The sequence below is a fragment of the Arthrobacter globiformis genome, from assembly GCF_003261175.1.
In the GTDB taxonomy this organism is placed as follows: domain Bacteria; phylum Actinomycetota; class Actinomycetes; order Actinomycetales; family Micrococcaceae; genus Arthrobacter; species Arthrobacter globiformis_A.
In genome coordinates this window covers 1-26,559 of sequence record NZ_QLNP01000069.1, presented here as the reverse complement: position 1 = coordinate 26,559, position 26,559 = coordinate 1, and the positions used below count along the sequence as shown (strand labels likewise).

Sequence of the window (26,559 nt, the reverse complement as noted above, 5' to 3'; positions counted from 1 at the left end):
CGCCGTCGATGCCCGTGCCGGCAATGCTAGCCACGGAGCGATCAGCCGTTCAAGGGCCCGACATCTGGTAACTGCCGCCGGAAGGTGCCAGTGTGAAGCAGTGAAGCGGAGTGCCCGGAATCAACCAGCCCGGCAAGCAAGCAAGCAAGCAAGCAAGCAACGGAGGATGTCATGAATCTCGACGATCTGGTCTTCCACCCCTGGACCGTCCAGGGGCCGCGCGAGGTGCCGACGCTGGTCGGCGGCTCCGGGAGCCACGTCGTCGACGTCGACGGGCGGCGCTACCTGGACTTCGGCTCACAGCTGGTGTTCACCAACCTCGGTCACCAGCATCCGCGCATCGTCGCCGCGATCAAGGAGCAAGCTGACCGCCTGTGCACCCTCGCACCCGGCCACGCCTCAGATGTGCGGGGCGAGGCGGCCCGGCTGATCATAGAAGTCGCGCCGGAGCACCTCGGGCACGTACTGTTCACCACGGGTGGCACCGAGGCCATCGAGCATGCGGTGCGGATGGCGCGCCTTTTCACGGGACGGCCCAAGGTGCTCGCCGCCTACCGCTCCTATCACGGCTCGACCACGACGTCGATCCATCTCACGGGCGACCCGCGCCGCTGGGCCTCGGACACGGGCGCGGCGGGTGCCGTCCACTTCTTCGGTCCTTTCCTGTACCGATCGGCCTTCGGATCAGGGACGCCGGAGGAAGAATCCGAGCGGGCGCTGGCCCATCTCGAGCAGGTGATCCTCCTGGAAGGCCCGTCGACGATCGCCGGCCTGGTCCTGGAATCAGTCGTCGGCAGTTCGGGTGTCATCGTGCCGCCACCCGGTTACCTCCGCGGCGTCCGCGAGCTATGCGACCGCCATGGCATCGTCTACATCGCCGACGAGGTGATGGTCGGTTTCTGCCGCACGGGCGCGTGGTTCGGTGTGGACCACGCTGGTGTGGCACCGGACCTGATGGCGTTCGCGAAGGGGGTTAACTCCGGGTACGTTCCGCTGGGCGGCGTGCTGGTCGGCGACAAGATTTACGAGGCGTTCACCAAACGCCCCTATCCGGCGGGCATGACCTACAGCGGCCACCCGCTTGCCTGCGCAGCAGCCGTCGGCGCCATCAATGCGATGCACGAGGAAGGGACCGCGGCTGCAGCTGCCCGCCTTGGCAAAGATGTCCTTGAGCCGGGACTCAGGGAGCTTGCCGGGAGGCACCCATCTGTGGGGGACGTGCGCGGCATTGGCGGCCTCTGGAGCCTGGAGCTGGTCCGCGACCGACAGACGAAACAGCCGCTCGTACCTGCAGGAGGCACCTCCGCCGAGATCGCGCCGATGTTCGCCGTCGCCAGGGCGTGCCTGGACCGGGGGCTTTTGCCGCTGGTCCAAGGCAACCGTGTCAATGTCGCCCCGCCCCTCAACGTGACCGACGCCGATGCGGCCGCGGGCGTGGCGATCCTGGACGAGGCATTGTCTGTGGCAGACGCGTACCTGAGCTAAGCCTGCACGCGGTATGTCACGTGCGTGACGAGGCTCGCTGCCCGCGACTTCACCTGCACGAGCTTCAGCGGCGGGACGCCCTCGAACAGTCGCGTGCCCGCGCCGAACGTGAGCGGGGCGATGTGCACGCGCAGTTCGTCGATCAGGCCAGCGGCGAGGAGCTGATTGATGGTGGTGGCCCCGCCCCCGATCGCCACATCGCCATCGCCGGCCGCCGCGCTCGCCCTGGACAACGCCGATTCGATGCCGTCGGTGACGAAGTGGAACGTCGTGCCGCCGTCCATCGGCTGGGGTTCGCGCGCGTGGTGCGTGAGCACGAAGACCGGGGCGTGGAAGGGCGGACTGTCGCCCCACCACCCATTCCACTGCCGGTCCCATTCACCACGCAGCGGGCCGAACATATTGCGGCCCATGATGAAGGCCTTGGCGGCAACGATCTGGTCGATCTCGGCCCGGTTCTCGTCGGGAGTTTCGAACATCCGGGCGTGCAGCCCATTGCCGAAGCCGTCGCCGCCGAACGGGCGCTGCTCCGTCTGGTTGAGCCCGGCCGAGTATCCGTCTGCCGTGACCGTGATGTCGCAGACCACCCGGCCCATGCCTTCAGTCATTGCTCTACCCTCCTCATGGCGACCGCCGTCGCCTCGCGGTGAGCTTGCTTGCAAGCATCAGCATAGACAGCCACGGCACAGCGTCCAACGGCCCCGCGCATGAGAAGACCCTCACAGGCTTCTCATGGCTGTCTCAGGTCCTGGCGTCACCATGGAAGGTATCGAAGGCGATGAAGTCATCTGGGCCTTCTTCCGGCCCGGGCATCGGAACAGTCGGGACAGAAAATGTTAAAAGCTCTTGAGAAAACCAGCCAACAGGCCGAACCGGTCGCATCGTCCTTCCTTTTCGATCAGGTTGCGGCGCTGCTCTGTTACGACCCCAGCGTGCGATCCGGCGAACAGGCCGCGTCGTGGGCCATGAGTGCCGCCGCCGGCCGGGTCTGGTCAATACTCGGGGACCGGAAGCTCTTCGACAGGACTGAAGCGGACAGGCTTCGTGCAGAACTAACATGGCTTGCCGAAGCCCTGGGGCCACTCAGCGATTCCGCACTTGTCCACGAACAGACCCCTTGGAACCTCCCGGACCGCGGCAAGGCACAGGGATCCGCCTTTGAAGCGGCTTACGACATGGCGCTCGCAGCCCTCGAATCCGACAGGTACTTCCGGCTGGTCGCAGACCTCCAGCAGTTCTGCTCCGATCCCCCGGTCAGGCAGACGCGGCGCTGGCACCTCTACATGGGATGACCCCATGCCCGGCAAAGCACCTGATCCCGCAGATAAGGACGTATGATTTTTTCCCGGCGGGTTTCTCCTTCCCGGAACGGCCCGGAGCAGGCCCGGCCCGAGGGAAGGAAACAGTGATGAGCAAATGACCGCCACGCATCCGCCGAGCAAAATGACGGGTCGCGGCGATGTCCTGCTCCGCATCGGCCGCTGGCTTGGTGACGAGTCGGGGGACCGCACCCGTCCGGTCATCCTGGCAGTTGTACTGGTTCTGGCGGCACTCGGCCTCATCGAGGTCGCATCGGCGTCGTCGGTGGAATCGGTGGCGGCCGGAAAGAACCCGTACGATCTTCCTCTTAAGCAGGCCATGTGGACGGCAGCCGGGATAGCCATCATGTTCGGTCTTGCCCGCCTCCGGACCCAGCACATCCGCTGGCTTGCCTGGCCGCTTCTGGGGGCCGCCGTCGTATCCCTCGGGCTGGTGTTCACACCCCTGGGCATGACGGTAAACGGCAACCGGAACTGGCTGGCCTTCGGCGGATTCACCGTCCAGCCCTCCGAGTTCGCCAAGCTCGCCCTCATTATTTGGGCGGCGGCCGTCCTGTCCCGCAAGCAGGCCCTCCTGCACGAGTGGAGGCACGCCGTCGTCCCGTTGCTGGTGCCGGCCGGCGTCAGCATTATCGGGTTTGTCGTTCTCGGCCATGACCTGGGCACGGCCATGATCATCATGATGATCCTCGCCGCCACGATGTTTTACGGCGGGGTACGGATGAAAGTCTTCGGTGTCGCCGGAATTCTGTGCGCGATGTTGGCCCTCGTGCTGGCTGCCACGAGCGGCAACCGCGTTGGCCGAATTTCCTCCTGGCTCGGTGCGGGTTCCGCGGACGATTCCCAGGGGGTCGGGTACCAAGCGCTGCACGGCCAGTACGCCCTGGCCTCGGGCGGCTGGTTCGGTGTGGGCCTGGGGCAGAGCCGGCAGAAATGGAACTGGATCCCCGAAGCCCACAACGACTTCATCTTCACCATCCTCGGCGAGGAACTCGGCCTGGCTGGAACGCTCCTGGTGCTCGTGCTGTTTACGGTCCTCGGCATCGCTGTGTTCAAGGTGATTGCCCGCACCCAGGACACGTTCGCCCGCATTGTCTCCTCCAGCGTCATTACCTGGATCATCGGCCAGGCCGTTGTGAACATCGCCATGGTCACCGGATTGCTCCCGGTCATCGGCGTGCCCTTGCCGTTCATCTCCTACGGCGGCTCAGCGATGGTTTCTTCCCTGGCCGGCATCGGCATGATCCTGGCAGTCACCCGCCCTCAGCCTGTTCAAGTCATTCGGCCGAAGAAGCCGACGCAAGCAGTACACCGGAGTAAAGTGCGGTCCTAATCCTGTGAGGATGCCGCGTTGGCCTTGGCCGCCGCGTCGGGGTTCGTGCTTTTGGCGTCCTCGGCAGGCATCGCGACAACGGCGGCAACGGTGAGTACTGCACAGACCAGTACAGCCAGGAATACGGCGCTCGACGCCGACACGATTGTCTGCGGATCGGTAACGCCGCCGGGGGCACTGGCGTAGATCGCGTTGGCCACTGCCCCGAAAACAGCGACGCCGATGGAACTGCCGATGGAACGCGCAAAAAGATTGGTGCCGGTGACTACACCGCGCTCGTTCCACTCGACGCTTGACTGGGCGGCAATGAGACTCGGGGTCGCTACCAGCCCCAGTCCAAGTCCGACGACGAAGCAACCTGCCGCTGCCACCAGAATGTTGGGTGCGGAGGCAGTCAGAGCCAGAACAGCTGTTCCGATGACCGTGACCGTGACGCCGATCAGGGCGGTCCTCCGGAACCCGATCCGCAGATAGAACCGGCCCGCCTGGGACGCGCTAATCGGCCAGCCGATGGTCAATGCCGCCAAGGCGAGTCCCGCGAAAATCGGGGAGGTCGAGAGGGCTCCTTCGAGGAACGTGGGAACGTAGGAGGTGAGGCCAAGCATGACTGCACCGACACCGAACGAGATCATCGCCGTCGTCGCCAGCAGCCGCCGGGACACGACCCACGGAGGCAGGACCGGCTCCGCCGCCCTCCTCTCGACGAGGAGGAACGCGGCGAACAAGAGAGCTCCGACGGCGAAGACGGCGATGCTGATGGGAGAGTTCCAGGCCCACGCCTGACCGCCCTCGAGGGCACCAAGAATGAGCAGACTGAGCGAAATTGTCAGCAGCGCCGCCCCCAAGTAGTCCACCCGGTGCTTGGCACGCTCGACATTCTCGTGGAACGTTCGGACCAGCATCCACCCCGCCAGGAGGCAAAGGGGAATGTTCACCAGGAAGATCCCGCGCCAGATGCCGAGTGAGGCGAAGACACCCCCGAGTGTAGGGCCAACGACGGAGGACACCGCCCATACGCTGGCCAGGTAGCCCTGCACCTTTGCCCGCTCGGTCAGCGTGTAGATGTCGCCGGCGATGGTGATCGCCACCGGCTGGACTGCTCCAGCACCCAGGCCCTGCAGCACACGGAACGCGATGAGGGCCGGCATGCTCCAGGCCACGCCGCAGAGGATCGAACCGAGCAGGAAAAGTCCGATGCCGCTAAGGATGATCGGCTTGCGGCCGACGACGTCCGAGAGTTTTGCGTAGACCGGCACCGAGACTGCCTGCGCCAACAGATAGGCCGAAAAAAGCCACGGGAAGGATGTGAACCCGCCGACGTCAGCCACGATAGACGGCACCGCCGTTGCGACGATCGTCGAATCGATCGCCACCAGGCCCGTCGAGAGCATTAGGGCGATGAGGATCGGTCCCCGCCGGGAACGGAAGCCCACTCCCTCGGCAGTCGTCGTCGTCATTTAATCTCTTTCCCGTTGTCATCAAAGCGAGGTGCGCGCGCGGAGCCCCGTGACGGCCCAAGACGCATAACTGTGCCAGGCGCCGAATTAGTCCCGGTATGACCCTTTAGCAAAACTTGGCCAAAACCTGTTCAAATCTGGCCCGCTGCCTGACCGGTTCTTGAGCCCAGCCCGGCATTGTGGTTCATGGCAAGCCAATGCACGGGGCGAACGAAGGGCAGGGCCATGAACGCCAAGACAGTACTCACCAGTCATCACACTGACAGCCACTGGACGGCGGATGACGTCAGGGAAAGGCTTGGACGGGAAATGGAATCCGATCCGGCCCTGGCCGAATTCCTTGCCGCCGCCCCCAACATGGCACGCGCCCTCAAAGCCGTCCTGAACCTGGACCTTGGCGAACTGGCCGAGCGGCTGGTCCGGGCGGAGATCAGCGCCATCCTGCACTAGCGGTGCCCTGTTGCAGCGATGCTTGGCAGGGTATGTTGCACGAATGGACGATACATATCAGGTGATCGTGGTGGGCGGCGGGTTTGCCGGAATGGCAGCAGCTGAGCAGCTTGGGCGCAAGGGGATCCGGGTCCTCCTTGTTGACGCGAACAATTACCACCAGTTCCAGCCCCTCCTCTACCAGGTGGCTGCTTCGCAGATCGGCGTGTCCGCGGTGGCCCGGCCTCTGCGCTCCGTGTTCCGCAGCACCGAAAGTGTCCGGGTCCTCACAGCGGAGGTGACGGCGATTGATTCCGCCACCCGTACCGTCACCACTGTCGACGGATCCCGCTATCAGGCGAAGATCCTGGTAATTGCCGCAGGCGCAGTACCGAACTTCTTCGACACTCCCGGCGCCGAAGAACATGCCTATCCGCTGTACTCAGTGGCCGACGCCACGCGCCTGAGCACTGCACTCACTACAGCCCTGGACCAGGCGGACCGCGCGAACGCCGGCCGCGCAGAGGTGGTCGTGGTCGGCGGCGGCCCCACCGGTGTGGAGACTGCCGGTGCCCTCGCCGAGAACATCAAGTACCTCGTGCCCAAGTATTTTTCGCCCGGGCTGGCAGCCCGGTGCCGTATCCATCTTGTGGATATGTTGCCGAACGTGCTCATGCCCTTCTCTGCCAAGTCACAGGCGTACACGCGGGACAGGCTGATAAAACTTGGCGTTCAGCTGCACATGGGCCAAGGCGTTACCGAGGTCCGGGCGGACGGCGTGACGCTGGCGGACGGGACCATCATTCCCGCGCAGATCGTCGTGTGGGCCGGAGGGCTGAAAGCCGGAAAAATCATCGCCGAATCCGGCCTGCCGCAGGGGAAGGGCGGCCGCATCGACGTGCTGCCGGACCTGACCGTGCCCGGCACCGAAGGCGTCTACGTCCTGGGTGACTCCGCCAACATCACCGATGCCACCGGCGCCAAACTGCCCCAGCTCGGCTCTGTTGCTGAACAGTCCGGGAAATGGGCCGCCCGCAACATCCATGCTGACCTTACCGGCGGCACCCGGCAGCCTTTCGCCTATTGGGATAAGGGTTACATGGCCATGGTCGGCCGTGGTGCAGCAGTGGCCGAACTGGGCCGCAAACGCATCCAGCTCCAAGGACCACTGGCGTTTCTCTCCTGGCTCGGGGTGCACCTCGCCCTGCTCCCCGGCGCCCAGCAGAAGGTCCGCGCGCTCTCCTCCTGGCTTACGGGGTACATCGCTCACAGCCCGTCACACGTCGTCGTCGGAAGGCCCGACTAGAAGCCGGCGCGACTATCCCTGCCCGGCGCTCCCGAGCCGGTCTTAGAGGACCCCCGATGTGGATACGAGCTGCGCCCGGCCCTCTTCGAGCCGGTATGCGACGCCGATCACCGCGGTGGAGTAATTGTCCACGGCGTCATAAATCATCCGTGAACTGTCCAGCAGCCGGCGCACGGTCTGCTTCGCATGTTCGACCACCATCTCATTGACGTCCGTTTTGTCCACACGCAAGGAGCTCAACACCGACGGTGTAATCCTCTCAACCAGGTCGCGGATGTGGCCTGAGGGCAGCTCCCCAGTATCCACAGCCTCTTTGGCGGCCGTGACGGCGCCGCAGTTGTCGTGTCCCAGGACGACTATCAGCGGGACGTGGAGCACCGAGACGGCGTATTCGAGTGAGCCGAGAACGGCGTCGTCGATCACGTGGCCCGCTGTTCGGACCACAAAGACGTCGCCAAGTCCGACGTCGAAGATAATTTCCGCGGCCAGACGGGAGTCCGCGCAGCCAAAGATCACCGCGAACGGGCTTTGGGTGTGCACCAGCTCGCTGCGCCGTGAGGCGTTCTGGTTCGGGTGCATCGAATCTCCCGAGACGAAACGCTCATTACCTTCAAGGAGGCGCTGCCAGGCATCGTACGGGCTGACTCTTTTGCTCACCCTGCTTACTTTACGAGGCGTCCCCCGTCGGTCGGGAATGGCGGTCCCGCCCCGCCACAAACGAAAAGAGGCCGTGAGGCGCGTTTGTGGCGTCCCCCGCTCGACGCATCCCGGCCGGGTCGCGATAAAATGGCTTGATCATGATCGGTGCCAAGCTCCGTCTTCTGGCCTGGTTCGTCAGCCTAGCGACCCTCATCTCGGCCTGCTCGCCCGTCATCAGACCCGATGCGGCCGCCACCGATCGACCGACCCAGACCTCCTCCGCCCCGCCAGCCGCACGCGATAACATCCCTGCTCCGCACCGCACCCAGTCCCCCACCCCGACACCGGCTCCCACGCCGACCCCAATCCCCAAGGCGTTCGCCCTCAACCTCTATCAGGAGGGGGACTTTGTTCCGCAGTACACCTTTGAATGGTGTGTGGCGGCGAGCATCCAGATCATGCACAACCTCATCGAGGACAAGGCGGCCGGCACGTGGGCCGATCGCGTTCAGCAGGGCGAGCTGTGGGAGATGGCCCGCGCACGGTCGTCCAACTCGTTCAACGGTGCCAACCCTTTGGGTTGGGCGAAGGTGCTGAATGAGGCCGGGATGGGGCCGTACACCGTCGTCAGCATCGCCGACTACGAGGAAGCGCTGCAGACCGCGGCGCGTGCCATCGCCGACACGAGACGGCCGGTCGGGCTGGTCATGTGGCGCGGTCGTCACGTATGGGTGATGAGCGGCTTCAAGTCGCTCGGCGATCCCGACCGGTTCCCGGAGTTCTCGGTCACCGGGATTCGGGTCCAAGATCCGCTCTACCCCTACGGCGATGACAAGTGGGGACCGTCCCCCGCACCCAACGCCCTGCTCACGCCCCAGCAGTTGGCGACGCAGTTCGTCGTCCGCGAGCCGCGGCGCTGGAGCAGCAATCTGCCGACCGGCTACATGCTGGTGCTGCCGCGGGCCAAGGCCTGATCGGTCCGTCGCGCGCTTCCTGAGCGCGTCCTTAGAAGTGCAAGGCAGTTTCGTCCGGAGTCGCCAGCGTCAGCACGGCTTCCTCCACCGTTTCGTGGTCCTCCAGCTCGCGCTCGATTCTGCGCAAGGCAACGGCTACTTCGTGTTCCGGGTGGTCGCCCTGCAGGTCCACCGCCGCGACGAGGTACAGCTTGCGGGGGCCGACGAACTCCAGGTGGAGGTAGGTGAGCCGGGCAACGACCCGGTGTTCGAGCACCCGCCGCGCCATGGAACGTTCGATATCTGGGGTTACGCCCTGGCCCACCAGGAACCGCCGGTTGCGGTCGATCAGCACAACGGCAACAACCGCCAGCAGAACGCCGACAACTATCGAGCCCACAGCGTCCGGCAGAGGCGATCCGGTGACCTGGCGCAAGAACACCCCCGCAAACGCGACCACGAGGCCAACGAGCGCTGCAGCGTCCTCCGCAAACACCGCGCGCAGGGTGGGGTCGGAGCTAATCAGGACCTGCTTCAGGGTGCTCCGTTCCAGCTCATGGGCTGCCTTCCGGGTCTGCCGGAAAGCCTGGACAAACGAAACTCCTTCGAGGACAAAGGCCGCGGCCAGGACCACATACGCCACCAGAAAGTCGGACGCGGGCTCCGGTTCGATGATCTGCTGGATGCCGTGCATGATGGACACCACAGCCCCTGCGGTGAAGAGCCCGAAAGCGGCGAACATCGACCACACATAGGCTTCCCGGCCGTAGCCCATCGGATGGCTCTTGTCCCGCGGGCGTCGGGAGCGCCGTTCCGCCATGAAGAGGAACACCTGGTTGCCGGTGTCCGCCCAGGAGTGCGCGGCTTCTGCGGTCATGGAGGCAGATCCGGTGAGGACCGCTGCCACCGACTTGGCCGCAGCAACAAGGGCGTTCGCCGTAAAGGCGACGATAACAGTCAGCAGTGTGGAGCTCGGCTCTTCTCGCTTCTCGGATACCGCCATAGGGGTACCGTACCCAACGGGACGGAAATGATGCCTTGGCAGGAGTACGGGCCTGGAATAACAGGGGTGGCAGTTCGCGACGGGTCACTTTCAGCTGCTCATCTTCGCTCCCGGCAGGCATCCGAGGAGCTGTAGGGTGGGCAGATGCAGGCACGGGAGGAACGCCGTAGTACTGTCCTGTCCGCCGGAGCGGAGCTGGCCGTGTTCGAATACGGTCCGCCTCCAGCCAGCGGCGCGCCCACACTGCTCCTCGTGCACGGATACCCCGATGACCACCGGCTGTATCTTCCGGTGATTGCCGAGCTGGCCGTCACCCACCATGTGATCGCCTACGACACGCGCAACGCCGGGTTATCCTTCGTGAAGCAACCGCCTGGTGACTTCACTGTGGATACCCTAGTGGATGACCTGTTCGCTGTACTGGCGTTCACGGATGCTGTCAACGTCCACCTCGTGGGCCACGACTGGGGGTCGGTCCAGGGCTGGGCGGCGATCCAGGAACCGCGCGCATCAGGTCTCATTTCCCGGTTCACCAGCATCTCCGGGCCCGACCTTGGGCACTTCCTCCGCTGGATGCGTTCTCGTGCCCGCACCCTCAGGGGCTGGCCCCAGCTGGCAGCGCAGCTGATTCGTTCCAGCTACATTGCCGCGTTCCAGATCCCGGTGCTGCCGGAAGCTGCGTGGCGCCTGTTCCTTACTCGTCTCTACGAAAATGCGGCAGGACGCCGCGTCAACGATAACCCCCGCCGCGGGCTGGCCCTCTACCGCAGCAACCGCTTCCCTGCGGGCACGGTAACGGCCCCCACGCCGATCAGTGTGCCCGTGCGCGTCGTGGTCCCGCTCAAGGATCCTTTCCTGTCACCGCACCTGACATCCGGACTAAGACCCTGGGTGCCTGACCTCACCGTCATCCCTGTCGACGCCGGGCACTGGTGGCCAGCCACCCACCCGGCAGAACTCGCGGAGCTGCTACGAGATCCCTATGACTTTTAGTCCGCAGGCCGCCCCGGAACTGGGCACAACCTAAGTCAGCGCCGTTTTGGGGAAGGCGGTTCGCCTGGCGGCCTCTACCGCCCGCCGGGTGTCCTCCTCGACAAGATCGGCGTTGATGGCCGTCGCTGCCTTCACCCCTGCCGAGGCTGCCGTTATTACCTGCGCCGTCGGGTCGCAGATGTTGCCGGCGGCCCACACACCTTGCATGGCCGTCAGGCCCACGCCGTCTGTGTTCACGGGGCGGCCTTGCCCGGCCTCGCCTGTATGCTGCAGCCCGAGGGACTGCAGCAGTGACGATTCCGTCCTGGCCCTGGGGCTCACGACGAGATATTCACAAGCGACAACCTGACCCGTCGCCAGGCGCACTCCGGTGAGGACGTCTCCTGCCAGTTCCAGCGACGCAACGGGGCCTTGGACGACGTGGACACTCCTGGCCTCGAGCTGTTCACGTTCACCCGGATCCAGGTCCTCCAGAAGGTGCTGAAAGAAAATGATGTGCCCGCTCCACTGCCGGAAGAGCAAGGCCTCCTGTACCGCGGCGGGTTCTGTCGCGAGTATTCCTATGGCCCTGTGGCGAATCTCCCAGCCGTGGCAGTACGGGCAGTGCAGCACGTCCCGGCCCCATCGCTCCCTGAGGCCGCGCACCTCGGGCAGTTCATCCTCAAAGCCGGAAGCGATAAGCAGCCGCCGCGAATGCAGACTCTGCCGGTCCTGCAGCTCAATGGTGAAAACGCCCCCTTCTCCGCGAGCCGAGACGGCTCGTCCTTGCAGAATCTGGCCCCCGTGCGCCCGCACTTCCGCGCGGCCGGCAGCGAGAAGTTCCTCAGGCGGCAGACCCTCATGCGAGAGGAATCCGTGCAGACCAGCAGAACGGCCGTTCCTTGGTTGCCCGGCGTCGATGACCAGGACTGAACGCAGGGATCTGCAAAGAGTTACGGCTGCGCTGAGGCCCGCCGCTCCTCCTCCGACCACCACGACGTCATAGATCTTTGGCGATGTCATGCAATCCCCTAACAATTTCGCTACCCGCAGTGCCTGTGCCCGCCGAATGGGCCGCCCCCACGGGGACATCCCCCTCCTCGCCTCCAGCCCCAGTGGTGGACCAGCGGGTTGAAAAGCGCCTTGCAGGACTGAACGGAACGGAATCTGCATACCGCGCCAATGGGACAACATACTAAGCACACTTACTATCTCTGGCAAATGGCTGACGCCTGCCACGGTCGCGGCAATAGTTGAAGCGGGGCGTAGGTCCGCCCTGCCTGGCTCCCCTGCACGGTATACGCGCCGGCGAAAGCCTCGGAAGCGCCGCCCGGCCGCAGGGAAGATGTCTTCTACTTGGCCCGCTCTGCCCGCTGATGGCGGTACCAGGCGGTGATCCACAAGAGCTGGGCCGAAGCGTCCGGGAGGTACATTTTGCTGAGAGTTCCGTTTCCGACATAGACCAGGTCGGCCGCAGCAAGCGTTGCTGCCGTTCCCATGCCGAGCCTCCTGGCGTGGTGCGCCGCTTCAGGACTCCGGCCGGCCCGGAGCTGTGTCACGCCGTTGGTGAGAAGGAGCCCACCGACAGTCCGGACCAGCCACCTGTCCGTCTTCGCTCCAAAGACAGCCTCGAAGCTGGGCAGATGAACCAGCGGCCACAGGCCATTGGCCACAAGAAATGCTCCCTGCAGGCGAGCACGACGTGCGGGCAACGGTCGCCATTGCTGTCTCCGCGGTGAGTTTCATCGCGTCCCTGCCACTGCGGCCTTGGTTGGGATATGCTCCTGCCATGGCACGGCGCAGCTTTCTTCAATGGCCGGTCGTCCGGCAGCTGAGTACGGGCGATCTGCTGGGCCGCGGGCCGGCAGTAACCTCCCCGCAGACGAGGGCTATCACGCCGCGGACGGCAACCGCAGACCGAGTTGTGCAGAGTGTGTGCCCCTATTGTGCCGTGGGCTGTGGACAGCGGGTCTACGTCAAGGACGAGAAAGTCGTTCAGATCGAGGGTGATCCTGATTCGCCCATTTCCCGCGGCCGGCTGTGCCCCAAGGGCTCTGCCAGCGAGCAGTTGGTAAACTCTCCGGGCCGGCAGACCGGAGTGCTCTACCGTGCGCCCCGCTCCACTGAGTGGCAGCATCTGGATCTCGCAACAGCCATCGAGATGGTGGCGGATCGGTTCGTCGATACGCGCCGCAGGACGTGGCAGCAGGAAGACGAAAAAGGACGGTTGCTGCGCCGCACCATGGGCATAGCTTCGTTGGGCGGGGCCACCCTGGACAACGAAGAGAACTACCTGATCAAGAAACTCTTCACGGCTGCCGGGGCAGTGCAGATCGAGAATCAAGCGCGCATTTGACACTCCGCCACGGTTCCCAGTTTGGGAGCCTCGTTTGGACGCGGTGGTGCGACCCAATCACTGCAAGACATGGCCAACGCCGACTGCATCATCATTCAGGGTTCCAACATGGCCGAATGCCATCCTGTGGGATATCAGTGGGTCGCGGAGGCGAAGGCCCGCGGAGCGAAGGTCATCCACGTCGATCCCCGGTTCACGCGCACCTCCGCGGTCGCTGACAAGCACATTCCGATCCGGGCCGGCTCCGACGTTGTTCTTTTGGGCGCGCTGATTAACTACGTCATCACACACGACCTGTGGTTTAAGGAGTACGTGAGCGCCTACACCAACGCGGCCACGCTGGTCCACGCCGATTACCGCGACGCCGAAGACCTCGGCGGGCTGTTCTCCGGCTTCGATCCGGGGACCGGAGCGTACGACACGGCGTCATGGGCGTACGCGGAACAGGGCGGCGGCACCATCCAAGAGCCTGCGGGTGACTCGGAACACGGCGCCCATGCCTCGGCTCGTGCCGCTGGCCACCAGTTTGGCAGCGGGGGTCCGCCCCTGGAGCACGCCCAGGTGCAGCGTGACGATACCCTGCAGGACCCCCGGACCGTCTTCCAGATCCTGAAGCGTCATTACGCCCGCTACACTCCGGAGATGGTCCAGGACATGTGCGGCATTGGCGTCACGGACTTCGAGTATCTGGCCCGCGCCATTACGGAAAACTCGGGGCGCGAACGGACAACCTGCTTTGCCTACGCCGTCGGCTGGACCCAGCACTCGCTGGGAACGCAGTTCATCCGGTCCGCCGCCATCCTGCAACTTCTGCTCGGAAACGTAGGCCGCCCCGGCAGCGGAATCATGGCCCTGCGCGGCCATGCCAGCATCCAGGGCTCCACCGACATTCCGACCCTGTTCAACCTGCTGCCCGGGTACCTGCCAATGCCCAGTGCCGGCCGCCATGACACCCTCACCGAATATCTGGAATCCATCGCGTCCAAGAAGCAGAAGGGCTATTGGACGGATGCGGACTCCTACACCGTCAGCCTGCTGAAGGCCTGGTGGGGCGATGCCGCGAGGGCGGAGAACGACTGGGCCTACGACTACCTTCCGAGGCTGACCGGGGCGCACGGTACCTACGAGACGGTAATGGGCATGCTTGAGGACAAGGTGGAGGGCTACTTCCTGCTCGGGCAAAACCCTGCCGTGGGCTCGTCCAACGGCCGGATGCAACGCCTGGGCATGTCGCATCTGAAGTGGCTGGTGGTGCGTGACTTGAATCTCATCGAGTCGGCCACTTGGTGGAAGGACGGCCCGGAGATCGAATCCGGGGAACTGCGCACCGAGGACATCGAGACCGAAGTGTTCTTCCTACCTGCAGCTACCCACGTGGAGAAGGCCGGCTCGTTCACGCAGACCCAGCGGCTGCTGCAATGGCGGCACAAGGCGGTCGCCCCGCCCGGGGAGTGCCAAAGCGAGTTGGAGTTCTTCTTCAAGCTGGGCCAGCGGATCCGGGAGAAGCTGGCCGGTTCCGACGACGAACGCGACCGTCCGTTGCTCGACCTGACCTGGGACTACCCCACGGACGAACACGGCGATCCGGACGCCCAGGCGGTGCTTGCCGAGATCAACGGCCGTCACCTCAATGGCCCGGATGCGGGCAAACCCCTTTCTGCATATACAGAGCTCCGTGCCGACGGTTCCACGTCAGCGGGCTGCTGGATCTACACCGGGGTGTATGCCGGCGGCATCAACCACGCCGCCAACCGGAAGCCCGGCCAGGAGCAGGGACCCGCGGCTTCCGAATGGGGCTGGGCATGGCCGGCCAACCGCCGGATCCTCTACAACCGGGCGTCGGCTGACCCGGCCGGGAAACCGTGGAGCGAGCGGAAGAAATACATCTGGTGGGACCAGGAGCAGGGGCGGTGGGTCGGCGACGATGTTCCCGACTTCCCGGTTGACCGGGCACCAGGCAGCCAACCCGACCCCGATCTCGGTGGCGCTGCCGCCCTCGGCGGAGATGATCCCTTCATCATGCAGGCCGACGGCAAGGGCTGGTTGTTCGCGCCGAAAGGCCTCATGGACGGACCCCTTCCCACCCACTACGAGGCCCAGGAGTCGCCGGTGGCCAACGCGCTTTACCCGCAACAGCAGAGTCCCGCGCGGCTGGTGTTCCCCCGTGCGGATAATCTCAGCGCGCCAAGTGCCGGTACCAGTGGCGCAGACGTCTATCCGTATGTCTTCACCACATACCGGCTTACCGAGCACCATACGGCCGGCGGGATGAGCCGTTGGCTCCCGTACCTGTCGGAACTGCAACCGGAGATGTTCTGCGAGGTTTCGCCCGAACTGGCGGCTGAGCGCGGCCTTGAGCCCTACGGGTGGGCCACGATTATTTCGGCCCGCTCCGCCATCGAGGCGAAGGTGCTTGTCACCGAACGGATGACGCCCTTGGCCGTTGGCGGCCACACGGTGCATCAGATCGGACTGCCCTACCACTGGGGCGCCGGCAGTAACGCCGTCGTCAGCGGTGACGCGGCCAACGATCTGCTGGGCGTGACGCTGGATCCCAACGTCCAGATCCAGGAATCCAAGGTGGCCTCCTGCGACATCCGTCCGGGCCGCCGGCCCCGGGGGGAGGAACTGCTTGCCTTGGTTGCTGAATATCAGGCGCGGGCCGGAGTCACCCTTGAGACCGGTAATCGCGCCGTCACCGATCCCACGGCGGAAGGCATCGAACCCGGCCCAGGTGAGGACGGCCGAGCCGCTGGCGGGTCGCGATGATGAATATCTTCGTTGCCGGTCCCACCGGACCCCGCCATGGCCCGCCCGCGCCGCCGAGTCATTCTGCTACCGTTCCCCGTACCGACTCAGAGTTGGAGGACTAGATGGGCCAGCTGTCCGGACCGACCGACCCCACGGCCGATGCCCACTGGGAGCACAGCCATCCGCGCAAGGGGTTCTTCACTGATACCTCCATCTGCATCGGCTGCAAGGCCTGTGAAGTTGCCTGCAAGGAGTGGAACCACAATCCGCAAGACGGAAACCTGGAACTGCTCGGATCCTCCTACGACAACACCGGAGCGCTGGGCGCCAGCACCTGGCGGCATGTCGCCTTCATCGAACAGGGCCAGGAACGCATCACTGAGGCGCGGGAGTCCGGGCGCGCCCTCGTCAACCTTGGCATGCCGCGCATCGGTCCTCCCGCCGCGGCAGTGCGTACTGAACAGGACCTGGCGCAGGTGGATACGACACCCCCGGACACGGCCGACTTCCGTTGGCTGATGTCCTCCGATGTCTGCAAGCACTGCACGCACGCCGGGTGCCTGGATGTCTGCCCGACCGGGGCGCTCTTCCGCACGGAGTTCGGCACCGTCGTCGTACAGGACGACGTCTGCAACGGCTGCGGAACCTGCGTGGCCGGGTGTCCGTTCGGCGTGATTGAGCGCCGCAGCGACGGCACGGTCAAGGTCGCCGGCAAGAGGGACGGGCAGCACGCCGAACATCCCGCCGTCCCCAACGCCGGCGTCGCCCAGAAGTGCACGCTGTGCTACGACCGCTTGGTCGCCGACGAGACGCCGGCCTGCGCTAAGGCCTGCCCGACGACGTCCATCAAGTTCGGCAACCACGACGACATGGTGGAGACGGCCCGGGAACGGGTCGCCGGCCTGCATGCGCAGGGACTCACCGAAGCGAGGCTTTATGGTGCAAACGAGCTCGACGGCGTCGGCGGAACCGGAGCGGTCTTCCTCCTGCTCGATGAACCGGAGGTTTACGGACTCCCACCGGACCCGAGGGTGCCCACCGCTGATCTGCCGCAGATGTACCGGCGGGCCGGTATGGCCGTAGCGGGCATGGTCGCCGCAGCGGCAGTGGCGTTCCTGGGAGGGCGCAGGTGACCCACTCCGAGTTCGATAGCTTTCGGCCGCCCGAACCGACCCGCCGCCGTCGGCCTGGCGGCAAGCGCGGCACCGGCCGCCGTGACACCGGCGATGGCTCCCGGGAAATGCCCATGGTCCCGGAGCCGGAATTCACCTCGTACTACGGCCGTCCGGTGGTCAAGCCGGCGCCCTGGGGTGACGAGGTTGCCGCCTACCTGTTCCTTGGCGGCCTGGCAGCGGGCTCCGCACTGCTTGGCCTCGGCGGGCAGCTGACCCGACGGCCGACGCTGCGCCGGAATGCCCGGCTGAGTGCCCTGACAGCGGTGAGCCTCGGTGCTGTTGCGCTGGTGAAGGACCTCGGCAGGCCGGAACGCTTTCTGAATATGCTGCGGACAATCAAGGTGACCTCGCCGATGAGTGTGGGCTCGTGGATTCTGAGCGCGTTCAGCGTCGGCGCGGCCGTCCCGGCCGTAGCGGAAATCGACCGGATGAGCGGGGCGCGGTTGCCGCTGGGCCCGTTGCGGACGGTGTTGCAAACGGTCGAGGGGCCGGCCGGCTTTGGGGCCGCTTTTTTTGCCGGACCGCTGGCGGCGTACACGGCGGTCCTGCTCGGCGATACAGCCACACCGACGTGGAACGCCGGGCACGAGGAATTGCCCTTCGTCTTCGTTAGTTCGGCGGCCCTCGCCTCTGCCGGGCTCGCCATGATCACGACTCCGGTGCACGAGGCGGGTCCCGCCCGGAACCTTGCCGTGCTGGGCGTGGTAGGTGACGTGGCTGCAATGCGAGTCATGGAACACCGGATGGACCCGGTGGCAGCCGAGCCCCTGCACCAAGGCAAAGCAGGCGCCATGCTCAAGTGGAGCGAGCGGTTGGCCGCCGCGGGCGGGCTGGGGACACTGCTCGGCGGACGTAACCGGGCTGTGGCCGCAGCTTCGGGGTTGGCACTGCTGGCGGCCTCCGCCCTGACCCGGTTCGGAGTGTTCGAGGCGGGCCTTTCCTCAGCCAGGGATCCGCGCTACACCATCGAACCGCAGAAGAACCGGCTCGCCGCCCGCCGTGCGGCCGGTATCGCCGGCGATTCGATCACCACTGCAGGGTGACCGGCCGGCCCTGGTTCTGCGGGTTTAAGCGGGTTCAGCGGATCTCGATGCCCTGGCCCACGACCGTATGCCCGATCACGGGATGCCCGGGCAACTCGCCGACGACGAGCAGGCCACCCGAGGTCTGCGCATCGGCAAGAAGGAGCAGGTCGTCTTCGGTGACGCCGGGAGCGACCCTTAGCTGCGGTCGAACCCAATCAAGATTGCGACGGGTCCCACCGGAAACAAAGCCATCCCGCAGGGCCTGCCGAGCGCCGTCGACAAGTGGTACGGCCTTCCGATCGATTACTGCCCCCACTCCGGAGGCGCGGCACATCTTGTACAGGTGCCCAAGCAGGCCGAAGCCCGTCACGTCCGTGGCCGCACGCACGCCGGCCGCCACCGCATCCGCGGCCGCGTCGCGATTGAGGCACGTCATTGTCGCCACCGCTTCGGCGAACACTTCACCGGTCTGCTTGTGCCGGTTATTGAGCAGTCCCACGCCGATCGGCTTGGTCAGCGTGAGGGGCAGCCCTGGCACGGCGGCGTCGTTACGCAGCAAGCGGTCGGGGTGGGCGACGCCGGTTACGGCCATGCCGTATTTCGGCTCCGGATCGTCAATGGAGTGTCCGCCGATCATCGGGCACGCCGCCTCGGACGCGATGCTAAGACCGCCGCGGAGGACTTCAGTCATCAACTCCAGTGGCAGCACGCCGCGGGGCCAGCCGACGAGGTTGATCGCCATGATCGGGCGGCCGCCCATCGCGTAAATGTCCGAGAGCGCGTTGGCGGCCGCGATCCGACCCCAGTCGAAGGCGTCGTCGACGACGGGGGTGAAGAAGTCGGCGGTGGAGAGCACCGCCAGATCATCACGAACCAGGACGGCAGCCGCGTCGTCGCCGCTGTCGAGACCGACCAGCACGTCCGCGCCGGGTTGGCCGGTAAGGCCGCGAACCGCTTCTTCGAGTTCGCCGGGCGGAATTTTGCACGCGCACCCGCCACCGTGGGCATAGCCGGTGAGCCGGACAGCGCCCTGAAGCTGTGGATTAGACGTCTGGGTCTCGTTCACGTCCCTAGCGTACCCCCGTGGGCAATCTGCTAAATTGAACGCGGTGGCGTCCGGGTCCTGGTGGGCCCCCCGGTCTTCAAAACCGGTGAGGCCGAGTATCTCGGCCTGGCGGGTTCGATTCCCGTCCGCCTCCGCCAACCACCGACGGGCACGAGGCGGAACGAGGAGGAACTGTGGACCAGGTCGATCCCCGCCGCCTGATTCCGCGCACCGATGATCTGCTGGCCCTGCCGGCCGTCCGCAGAGCCGGGAAGCGCCTGAGTGGACGTGTCATCCGCGAACTCGTCCAGGAAGCCCAGGAGCAGGCTCGTCGCGGTGAGCTCGCTCCCGCCCAGGTGGAACCGGCCCTGCTGGCAGCAGTCGCTACGCGTACCGCGACAACCCTGCGCCCGGTGCTCAATGCAACTGGCGTCATAGTCCATACCAACCTTGGTCGCGCCCCGCTTTCCGCCGGTGCGGTTGAAGCACTTGTCGCAGCCAGCGGCTACGTGGACGTGGAACTCGATCTTGCAACCGGCAACCGCTCCCGCCGCGGTGCCGGTGCCCGAGCTGCATTGCTCGCCGCGTGTCCCGCTGCGGAGGACGCGCTGGTGGTCAACAATGGGGCAGCCGCGCTGGTGCTCGCCACCACAGCCCTCGCCGCCGGCCGGGAGGTCGTGGTGAGCCGCGGGGAACTGGTTGAGATCGGTGCCGGTTTCCGGTTGCCGGACCTCATCGAATCGACTGGCGCTGCCCTGCACGAGGTGGGCACGACCAACCGGACGCACCTGCGGGACTACGCCAACGCCCTCGGACCGTCCACCGGCTGCGTACTCAAGGTCCACCCGAGCAACTTCCGCGTGGACGGATTCACCTGCGCCGTTCCACTGGGCGAATTAAGCTCGCTGACCGCGGCACACGGGGTTGCACTCGTGGCCGACCTGGGCAGTGGACTGCTGGCACCCGATCCGCACCTGCCCGAAGAACCGGATGCTGCCACCGCGCTGGCGAGCGGGGCCGACGTCGTCATCGCCAGCGGTGACAAACTGCTGGGCGGCCCCCAGGCCGGTTTGCTGCTCGGTCGCGCGGATGTCATCACCCGGTTGGCGCGCCACCCGCTTGCCCGTGCCCTCCGTGCCGACAAACTTGCCCTCGCCGCGCTGGAGGCGACGCTCGCGGGCGGACCACCGCCGGTTGTCCAGGCGTTGCACGCGGACCTGGCACAGCTGCGGTATCGTACCGACCGGCTCGCCGAGGCCCTGCGGGTGCCGGTCGTGGCGCACGATGGCCGGGTCGGCGGCGGCGGAGCGCCCGGTGTTCCCCTGCCGGGATGGGCGCTCCGCCTCCCCGAAGAGCTCGCCGGCACCTTGCGTGCCGGCCACCCGGCCGTGCTCCCGCGCGTCCACGGCGGCTCCTGCCTGGTGGATCTGCGCTGCGTGCCCGAAGGGGACGATGACCGGATTCTCGACGCGGTACGCCGCGCCCTGGCAACCCTCGAGCCTGCGGATGCTGGCAGGGCGGGCTGAGCAGTGCATGTCGTTGCCACCGCCGGCCATGTCGATTGCGGTAAGAGCACGCTGGTGCGCGCGCTTACCGGCATGGAGCCGGACCGTTGGGAGGAAGAGCGGCGGCGCGGCCTGACCATCGACTTGGGTTATGCCTGGACCATCTTGCCATCCGGGCAGGATGTTGCCTTCGTGGACGTACCGGGCCACGAACGCTTCCTCGGCAACATGCTGGCCGGAATCGGGCCGGCGCCCGTCGTCTGCTTCGTCGTCGCCGCCGATGAGGGCTGGCAGGCGCAGTCAAGCGATCACCGGGACGCCATCGCTGCGCTGGGAATTGAGTACGGCGTCGTGGTCCTCAGCCGGGTGGACCTGGCGCCGGGGCGGGTTGGTGACGTGCTCGCCCGGACACGCAGAGAGCTGGCCGGAACAGGTCTGCGGAACGCGCCCGCAGTTGCTGTGTCTGCGACCGAGGGTACCGGTCTGGCCGAATTGCGTGCCACGCTCGACGGCGTGCTGGCCGGTGTGCCTTCCCCCACCATCTCAGGGCGGCTCCGATTGTGGGTGGACCGCTCGTTTACCATCACCGGTTCCGGAACGGTGGTGACCGGAACACTGGCAGCCGGAACGCTCGTTCAGGGTGACCGGCTGCAGCTGTTCGGCCACAATGGTTCGCGGCCAGTGGTGGTCCGTGGCCTTCAAAGCCGCGATACGTCATACTCCTCGCTGGGACCGGTCAACCGGGTGGCGCTGAACCTGCGTGACGTCTCCGCCGCCGACATCCGCCGCGGAGACGCTCTGCTTACCCCCGAGGCGTGGCCCATCACGGGTGTTGTGGGCATCCACCGCACTACCGGTGTGCCCTATACGGATGTGCCGGAGCAGCTCATGGTGCATGCCGGCACTGCGGCCGTGCCAGCCCGGTTGCGTCCCTTTGGTCCCGACCACGCCCGGCTGGTCCTCGGCAGGCGCCTGCCGCTCGTTCTCGGGGACCGTCTGATCCTGCGGGACCCCGGGAGCCGCTCGGTGCTGGGCGGCGCACAGATCCTCGATGCCGATCCCCCGGCCTTGCGGCGGCGCGGCGACGGTGTCCACTGGGCGGAGCGGCTCGCAGGTTTGGACGCCACCGGCGACGTGCTGGGTGAAGTGGCGGGCCGCGGGGCGGTCCAGGAACAACACCTGCGTCGGCTCGGGCTGCTGCCTGCGCACCACGCGGAGGCGCCGTCCGGTGTCTTTGTTTTCGGCGACTGGTGGGTGCATGCTCCCCTCTTCGAGGCATGGCAGCACCGGCTGCGCACGGCGCTCGAGGTGCTGCTTGAGCGCGATCCCTTGGCACCGGGACTTTCGCAGGGTGCGGCGCGGGATCTGCTCAAGCTGCCCGATGAGTGGCTTCTTACCCCCGTCGTGCGCGATGCAGGTCTGGAACAGGAAGGCGGCCACGTCCGGCTGCCCGGCAGCCATGCCAACCTTGGCGCCGCCGGGTCCGCTGTCGCCGAGTTGGAGCGCAGGTTTGCCGCAGACGCGTTCCATGCCCCGGAAGCCGATGAGTTGGGCACGCTGGGCTTGGGCGTGCGCGAGCTGGCTGCCGCCGAGCGCGCCGGGCGCTTGCTGCGGTTGCGCGACGGGGTGGTGCTACTGCCGACGGCGCCGGCCCTTGCCATGCGCGAGCTGGCCCGCTTGGAGCAGCCCTTCACCACGAGCCAGGCACGCCAGGTGCTCGGCACAACACGACGGGTCGCGGTTCCGCTGCTGGAATATCTCGACGCACGCGGCTGGACCCGGCGCCTGGATGCCGGTCACCGCACCGTGGTGCGTTGACCCCGGGGTTTGGAGGCTTTGATCCCGCCTTTGTTGTGCAAAGCTGGTTGCATGGATCTGGAAGTGTCGCCCGGGCTCACGATTCCGACGTCGGAACTCGGCTGGCGGTTCTCGCGTTCATCCGGGCCGGGCGGTCAACACGTCAACACCTCGGACAGCCGGGTCGAGCTGTTCTGGAACGTCAGCGACTCTGCGGCCCTCTCCGAGGGCCAACGGCTGATGCTGCTAACGCGTCTCGGCGGACGAATGACCGCCGGAGTGATCACCGTAACCGCCTCAGAGCGGCGCTCGCAGCTACGCAATCGTGAGATCGCCCTCGCCAAGCTCGCTGACCTCGTGGCAGAGGGTCTTGCTCCCGAAGCTGCCCGCCGCCGGCCAACGAAACCCACCCGCGGCTCCAACCGTCGGCGCCTCGCCGCAAAGGAACAACGGGCGGCCACGAAACGGCAACGACAACGACCATCTGCGGAATAGCAGCACCGTGCGGTCAGGGCGAGGCGTTCGAGCCCAGGGCGTGCGCCCAAAGCCGCTGCGAAAAGGTCCGGGGACACGAAAACGGATCGGCAAACGCCGGTCCTAGAGTCGGGTGTCGAACGAGCCACAGAAGACGTTCTCATTGAACGTTCCGTGGAACTCCGACTTGCCCTGGACCTTCTCGATGGTCGCCCGAATGGCCTCGGGTGTTCCGGCGTGGGCGTGGATGGCGGTTTTCACCATCGGCACGTCAATCAGGTGGTTGGGCTGGTTGAGTGAGACGAATACCGTGGGAACCTCGGTGACGTACCACGGGATCTCCGCAGCCATCGGTGAGGACCACTTGATCCGGATGGCGGCTTCCTGCGCAAAGCCCTTCACGTTCGCGAACACGAACGCAGCGTCATACTTCTCCGCGTAGTCTCCTGCGGCTTCCTCGGAGATCACCGACATGAAGTTCACTCCGGCCTCTCCCTCCGCTTCGCGCTGGGCTGCCGTCTTGAAAACGTGCACGTCGAAGCCGGCGTTCTCCAGCTCGGCCTTTACTGTGTCCAGGTAAGCCAGCGGATCGGTGCGGGTGAAGTCCGCGCCGCCGGAGATGCCGTACAGGCGAATGCGCTTGTGCGTCTGCGGGGTGATGGGCAGGTTGTTGGCGGTGTCCTTGACGAGCGTGACAGTCTTGTCTGCAATCTTGGCGGCGATGGCCCGGTGGGCCGGGCTGCCGATGACGCCGAGGGATTCCGTCGGGGGGACAAGCTTCGCAGCGGGTTTCCTGTGCAAGCCCAGTGCGGCCTTCAGGCCAAGGATGCGGCGCAGGGCATCCTGAAGGCGCTGCTCGGTGATGACGCCGGACTTGTAGCCGTCCAGCATGTACTGGAAGTCCTCTGCGGGGTTGCGGAAGAACAAGAACATGTCGCAGCCTGCGGCGATAGTGGCCGGCACGAGGTCCCTGCGCGGCATCGCCTGGGTCAGCCCGATCATCTGCGAAGCGTCTGTGAGGATGAGCCCGTTGAAGCCGAGCTCGCCGCGGAGCAGGTCCTGGAGCAGCTCCGGGGCAAGGGTCGCCGGCAGGATGTCCTTGTCCGCGAGCCCGGGGCGGAAGTGCCTGGAAAGTTCCGGGGCGCCGATGTGTCCGATCATGATGGACTGCACGCCGTGCCCGATCATTTCCCGGTATACATGGCCGTACGTCCTGTTCCACTCCTCGTAGCCAAGGGTGTTGTATGAGGTGACCACATGCTGGTCGCGTTCGTCCATGCCGTCGCCGGGAAAGTGCTTCATCGCGCAGACGGTGGGTGACTCGCTGATGCCGTCGAAGTACTCTTTGGCCCGCTCCACCACGATCTCCGGCGTGTTGCCGAAGGCCCTGGTGGATACAACCGTGTTCCGCCAGTTGTAGTGGATGTCCACGATCGGGGCGAAGGCCCAGTTGCAGCCGAGCGCCGCGGTTTCCACGCCGGCAACCTGCCCCATGAGCCGGGCAATTGACTTGTCAGCATGCGAACCGGCCTGCAGGTGTGTGGATACGAAAGTTCCGTCGTCGCAGCTGCCGAAACCGCCCATTTCGGGGTTGGAGGCCACCAGCAGCGGCACCTTGGTTTTCGACTGCGCGTAGCGGATGTGTTCCTGGACTGCGGCCGAGGGGCCGGGCCGGTAACGCACGCCACCCACCTTGTAGTTGTCCAGTAACTCGTCCAAATACTCCTGGGAGTAGTCGTTGTTGTGGTTGATGAACAGCTGCCCGATTTTCTCGTCGAGGCTCATCTCGGCGATCGTGGACTCCACCCAGGCCACTGCGTTGTCGTCGAGGTTGAACGGCGCCGCCTGAAGGTCGACGTCGAAAAGGCGTGGTTCGGTGCCTCGGGCACCGGCTGTAACAGCAGCAACCGCTTCATCGACAATCTGGCCGACGGGCGTGGCAATGTCCACCACTACCCCGGCCTCATCGGCCTGCAGTTCCTCGAGGGTTTCCAGCTGTGAATCCAGCAACGAAAGGGGCATGAAGTGCCCCGGCCGCGCAGCCATCCGGCTGGCGAGCAGTTCCCGGGTGCCGTGCAGGTGCACGAACACCACGGACGGGTCGCCGCTGCGGATGATGTCACGGTACGCGCGCTTGAGCGCGCTGCACGCAATCACCAGTCCGGCGTCCGACGCCGCGAACCGCCTGCCAATTTCAGCCAGCCACGGTGCCCGGTCGCCGTCGTTCAACGGAGTACCCGAGGCCATCTTGTCGATATTGGACTGCGGGTGCAGCGAATCACCGTCGACGAACTCGGCTCCGATGCGTCCCGCTATCGCCGCACCCACTGTGCTCTTCCCGCAGCTGGTCACGCCCATCACCACAATGTGGCGGCCGGCGGGAGCAGGGGGCTTCAAATCACCAGTCATGGACGGTTCCGTCGACGAGGCGGTTGTAGGGCAGGTAGGCCTGCTGATAGGGGTAGGCGGCTGCGGCTTCTTCGTTGAATTCGACGCCGATGCCCGGCTTGTCGCCCGGGTGCAGGTAGCCGTCGGTGAACGTCATGGACTGCTCGAACACCTCGTTCGTGGCGGCCGAGTGCTGCATGTATTCCTGGATGCCGTAGTTGTGGATCGCCAGGCCCACGTGCAGCTGCGCGGCGAACCCGACCGGGGAAATATCCGTGGGGCCGTGGAAGCCGGACTTGATCTGGTACTGCGCGGCGAAGTCCATGACCTTCTTCAAAGGGCTGATCCCGCCGAAGTGCGTGGAGGCTGCCCGGACGTAGTCGATCAGCTGTTCCTTGATGATGGTCTGGTAGTCGTACACGGTGTTGAAGATTTCACCGATGGCCAGCGGGGTGGTGGTGTGCTGGCGGACCAGGCGCAGCGCCTCCTGGTTCTCCGCCGGGGTGCAGTCCTCCAGCCAGAACAGGTCATACGGCTCCAGGGCCTTGCCCAGCTTCGCGGCCTGGATCGGCGTCATCCGGTGGTGCCCGTCATGCAGCAAAGGCAGTTCCGGTCCGAACTCGTTCCGGACCGCCTCGAACACCGACGGCAGGTGGCGCAGGTAGGCCCGGGTGTCCCAGTCCTCCTCCACCGGGAACGCACCGCGCCCGGCCGGTTCGTAGTCGTACCGCTCCCCCGACGCCTGGGCCTGCGCGGCCACCCCGTACACGGCCTTGATCCCGGGCACCGCGGTCTGGATCCGCACCGACTTGTACCCGAGCTCCAGGTGCTCCCGGACCGAGTCAAACAGCGAGGGGATGTCCGAACCGGACGCGTGCCCGTACGCCCGCAGCCCGTTCCGGGACGCCCCGCCGAGCAGCTGGTACACCGGCATGCCGGCCAGCTTGCCCTTGATGTCCCACAACGCCATGTCCACCGCGGCGATCGCGGCCATCGTCACCGGGCCCCGGCGCCAGTACGAGGACCGGTACAGGAACTGCCAGGTGTCCTCGATCCGGTGCGGGTCCTTCCCGATCAGCAGCTGCGCGACGTGCTCCTTCAAATAGGCAGCAACGGCAAGCTCACGCCCGTTCAGGGTGGCGTCACC

Annotated in this window: 21 protein-coding genes, 1 tRNA gene and 1 pseudogene; 14 read left to right on the top strand and 9 right to left on the bottom strand. The window is 65.9% G+C overall.

The genetic code is table 11. The features are described from left to right. Nucleotides 1-141: 141 nt before the first annotated feature. Nucleotides 142-1,485, top strand: a pseudogene (locus DBZ45_RS09755) (aspartate aminotransferase family protein); the annotation flags it as partial. Here the strand turns inward: DBZ45_RS09755 and DBZ45_RS09750 are convergent. Beyond that, on the bottom strand, nucleotides 1,482-2,093 hold the full coding sequence (locus DBZ45_RS09750; RefSeq protein WP_111903718.1) for a dihydrofolate reductase family protein: 612 nt from the start codon (nucleotides 2,091-2,093) through the stop codon (nucleotides 1,482-1,484). The pseudogene DBZ45_RS09755 and the gene DBZ45_RS09750 sit on opposite strands and share 4 nt — an antisense overlap. Nucleotides 2,094-2,318: 225 nt before the next feature. Here DBZ45_RS09750 and DBZ45_RS09745 point away from each other — a divergent pair, with 225 nt between their 5' ends. After that, the gene (locus DBZ45_RS09745; protein ID WP_111903717.1) at nucleotides 2,319-2,777 is read left to right on the top strand and encodes a CHAD domain-containing protein; all 459 of its coding nucleotides are present in this window, start codon (nucleotides 2,319-2,321) and stop codon (nucleotides 2,775-2,777) included. Nucleotides 2,778-2,901: 124 nt separating this feature from the next. After that, nucleotides 2,902-4,137 (top strand): putative lipid II flippase FtsW, encoded by a 1,236-nt coding sequence (gene ftsW, locus DBZ45_RS09740; RefSeq protein ID WP_111903716.1) that lies wholly within the window; start codon nucleotides 2,902-2,904, stop codon nucleotides 4,135-4,137. Here the strand turns inward: ftsW and DBZ45_RS09735 are convergent. After that, a complete protein-coding gene (locus tag DBZ45_RS09735; protein WP_111903715.1) occupies nucleotides 4,134-5,594 on the bottom strand; it encodes an MFS transporter in 1,461 nt (486 codons plus the stop codon). The two genes, ftsW and DBZ45_RS09735, sit on opposite strands and share 4 nt — an antisense overlap. 225 nt (nucleotides 5,595-5,819) lie before the next feature. Here DBZ45_RS09735 and DBZ45_RS09730 point away from each other — a divergent pair, with 225 nt between their 5' ends. Continuing rightward, nucleotides 5,820-6,044, top strand: coding sequence for a hypothetical protein (locus DBZ45_RS09730; protein WP_111903714.1), 225 nt, complete (start codon nucleotides 5,820-5,822; stop codon nucleotides 6,042-6,044). Between the two features lie 43 nt (nucleotides 6,045-6,087). After that, nucleotides 6,088-7,329 carry an NAD(P)/FAD-dependent oxidoreductase gene (locus DBZ45_RS09725; RefSeq protein ID WP_111903713.1) on the top strand — a complete coding sequence of 414 codons (1,242 nt, stop codon included), beginning with the start codon at nucleotides 6,088-6,090 and terminating at the stop codon, nucleotides 7,327-7,329. Nucleotides 7,330-7,371: 42 nt separating this feature from the next. On the opposite strand, the gene DBZ45_RS09720 is transcribed toward DBZ45_RS09725, so the two are convergent. Next, nucleotides 7,372-7,986, bottom strand: a complete 615-nt coding sequence (locus tag DBZ45_RS09720; protein ID WP_111903712.1) for a carbonic anhydrase — start codon at nucleotides 7,984-7,986, stop codon at nucleotides 7,372-7,374. 140 nt (nucleotides 7,987-8,126) lie between these two features. Here DBZ45_RS09720 and DBZ45_RS09715 point away from each other — a divergent pair, with 140 nt between their 5' ends. Next, on the top strand, nucleotides 8,127-8,942 hold the full coding sequence (locus tag DBZ45_RS09715) for a hypothetical protein (RefSeq protein ID WP_111903711.1): 816 nt from the start codon (nucleotides 8,127-8,129) through the stop codon (nucleotides 8,940-8,942). Between the two features lie 31 nt (nucleotides 8,943-8,973). On the opposite strand, the gene DBZ45_RS09710 is transcribed toward DBZ45_RS09715, so the two are convergent. Next, on the bottom strand, nucleotides 8,974-9,924 hold the full coding sequence (locus DBZ45_RS09710; RefSeq protein WP_111903710.1) for a cation diffusion facilitator family transporter: 951 nt from the start codon (nucleotides 9,922-9,924) through the stop codon (nucleotides 8,974-8,976). Nucleotides 9,925-10,068: 144 nt separating this feature from the next. On the opposite strand from DBZ45_RS09710, the gene DBZ45_RS09705 reads away from it, so the two are divergent. Beyond that, a complete protein-coding gene (locus DBZ45_RS09705) occupies nucleotides 10,069-10,917 on the top strand; it encodes an alpha/beta fold hydrolase (protein WP_111903709.1) in 849 nt (282 codons plus the stop codon). Nucleotides 10,918-10,947: 30 nt separating this feature from the next. Here DBZ45_RS09705 and DBZ45_RS09700 read toward each other — a convergent pair whose 3' ends face one another. Then, entirely contained in the window at nucleotides 10,948-11,919 is a 972-nt protein-coding gene (locus DBZ45_RS09700; RefSeq protein WP_111903737.1) for an NAD(P)/FAD-dependent oxidoreductase, read from the bottom strand. Between the two features lie 329 nt (nucleotides 11,920-12,248). After that, nucleotides 12,249-12,569: a hypothetical protein gene (locus DBZ45_RS09695; protein ID WP_223257000.1), complete on the bottom strand. Its 321-nt coding sequence runs from the start codon at nucleotides 12,567-12,569 to the stop codon at nucleotides 12,249-12,251. A 116-nt stretch (nucleotides 12,570-12,685) separates the two neighbouring features. On the opposite strand from DBZ45_RS09695, the gene fdh reads away from it, so the two are divergent. The 3 genes from fdh to nrfD all read left to right on the top strand — a co-directional run bounded on the left by fdh (nucleotide 12,686) and on the right by nrfD (nucleotide 18,221). Beyond that, nucleotides 12,686-16,021 (top strand): formate dehydrogenase, encoded by a 3,336-nt coding sequence (fdh, locus tag DBZ45_RS09685; protein ID WP_146617477.1) that lies wholly within the window; start codon nucleotides 12,686-12,688, stop codon nucleotides 16,019-16,021. A gap of 104 nt (nucleotides 16,022-16,125) precedes the next feature. Further along, nucleotides 16,126-17,136, top strand: a complete 1,011-nt coding sequence (locus tag DBZ45_RS09680) for a 4Fe-4S dicluster domain-containing protein (RefSeq protein ID WP_111903706.1) — start codon at nucleotides 16,126-16,128, stop codon at nucleotides 17,134-17,136. Beyond that, entirely contained in the window at nucleotides 17,133-18,221 is a 1,089-nt protein-coding gene (nrfD, locus tag DBZ45_RS09675; protein ID WP_111903705.1) for an NrfD/PsrC family molybdoenzyme membrane anchor subunit, read from the top strand. Before DBZ45_RS09680 ends, nrfD begins: the two co-directional genes overlap by 4 nt. 34 nt (nucleotides 18,222-18,255) lie before the next feature. Here nrfD and selD read toward each other — a convergent pair whose 3' ends face one another. Next, the gene (gene selD, locus DBZ45_RS09670) at nucleotides 18,256-19,269 is read right to left on the bottom strand and encodes a selenide, water dikinase SelD (RefSeq protein WP_111903704.1); all 1,014 of its coding nucleotides are present in this window, start codon (nucleotides 19,267-19,269) and stop codon (nucleotides 18,256-18,258) included. A gap of 42 nt (nucleotides 19,270-19,311) precedes the next feature. On the opposite strand from selD, the gene DBZ45_RS09665 reads away from it, so the two are divergent. The 4 genes from DBZ45_RS09665 (at nucleotide 19,312) to arfB (ending at nucleotide 23,045) form a co-directional block, all read left to right on the top strand. Next, a tRNA-Sec gene (locus DBZ45_RS09665) sits at nucleotides 19,312-19,406 on the top strand. A gap of 36 nt (nucleotides 19,407-19,442) precedes the next feature. Further along, a complete protein-coding gene (gene selA / locus DBZ45_RS09660; RefSeq protein WP_111903703.1) occupies nucleotides 19,443-20,774 on the top strand; it encodes an L-seryl-tRNA(Sec) selenium transferase in 1,332 nt (443 codons plus the stop codon). 3 nt (nucleotides 20,775-20,777) lie between these two features. Next, the gene (gene selB / locus DBZ45_RS09655) at nucleotides 20,778-22,571 is read left to right on the top strand and encodes a selenocysteine-specific translation elongation factor (protein WP_111903702.1); all 1,794 of its coding nucleotides are present in this window, start codon (nucleotides 20,778-20,780) and stop codon (nucleotides 22,569-22,571) included. Between the two features lie 51 nt (nucleotides 22,572-22,622). Then, entirely contained in the window at nucleotides 22,623-23,045 is a 423-nt protein-coding gene (arfB, locus tag DBZ45_RS09650) for an alternative ribosome rescue aminoacyl-tRNA hydrolase ArfB (RefSeq protein WP_111903701.1), read from the top strand. Nucleotides 23,046-23,147: 102 nt separating this feature from the next. Here arfB and DBZ45_RS09645 read toward each other — a convergent pair whose 3' ends face one another. Next, nucleotides 23,148-25,433 (bottom strand): gluconokinase, GntK/IdnK-type, encoded by a 2,286-nt coding sequence (locus DBZ45_RS09645; protein ID WP_111903700.1) that lies wholly within the window; start codon nucleotides 25,431-25,433, stop codon nucleotides 23,148-23,150. Continuing rightward, the coding region (gene manD / locus DBZ45_RS09640) for a D-mannonate dehydratase ManD (protein WP_111903699.1) at nucleotides 25,423-26,559 on the bottom strand (1,137 nt) is incomplete at its 5' end. The genes manD and DBZ45_RS09645, both read right to left, overlap by 11 nt.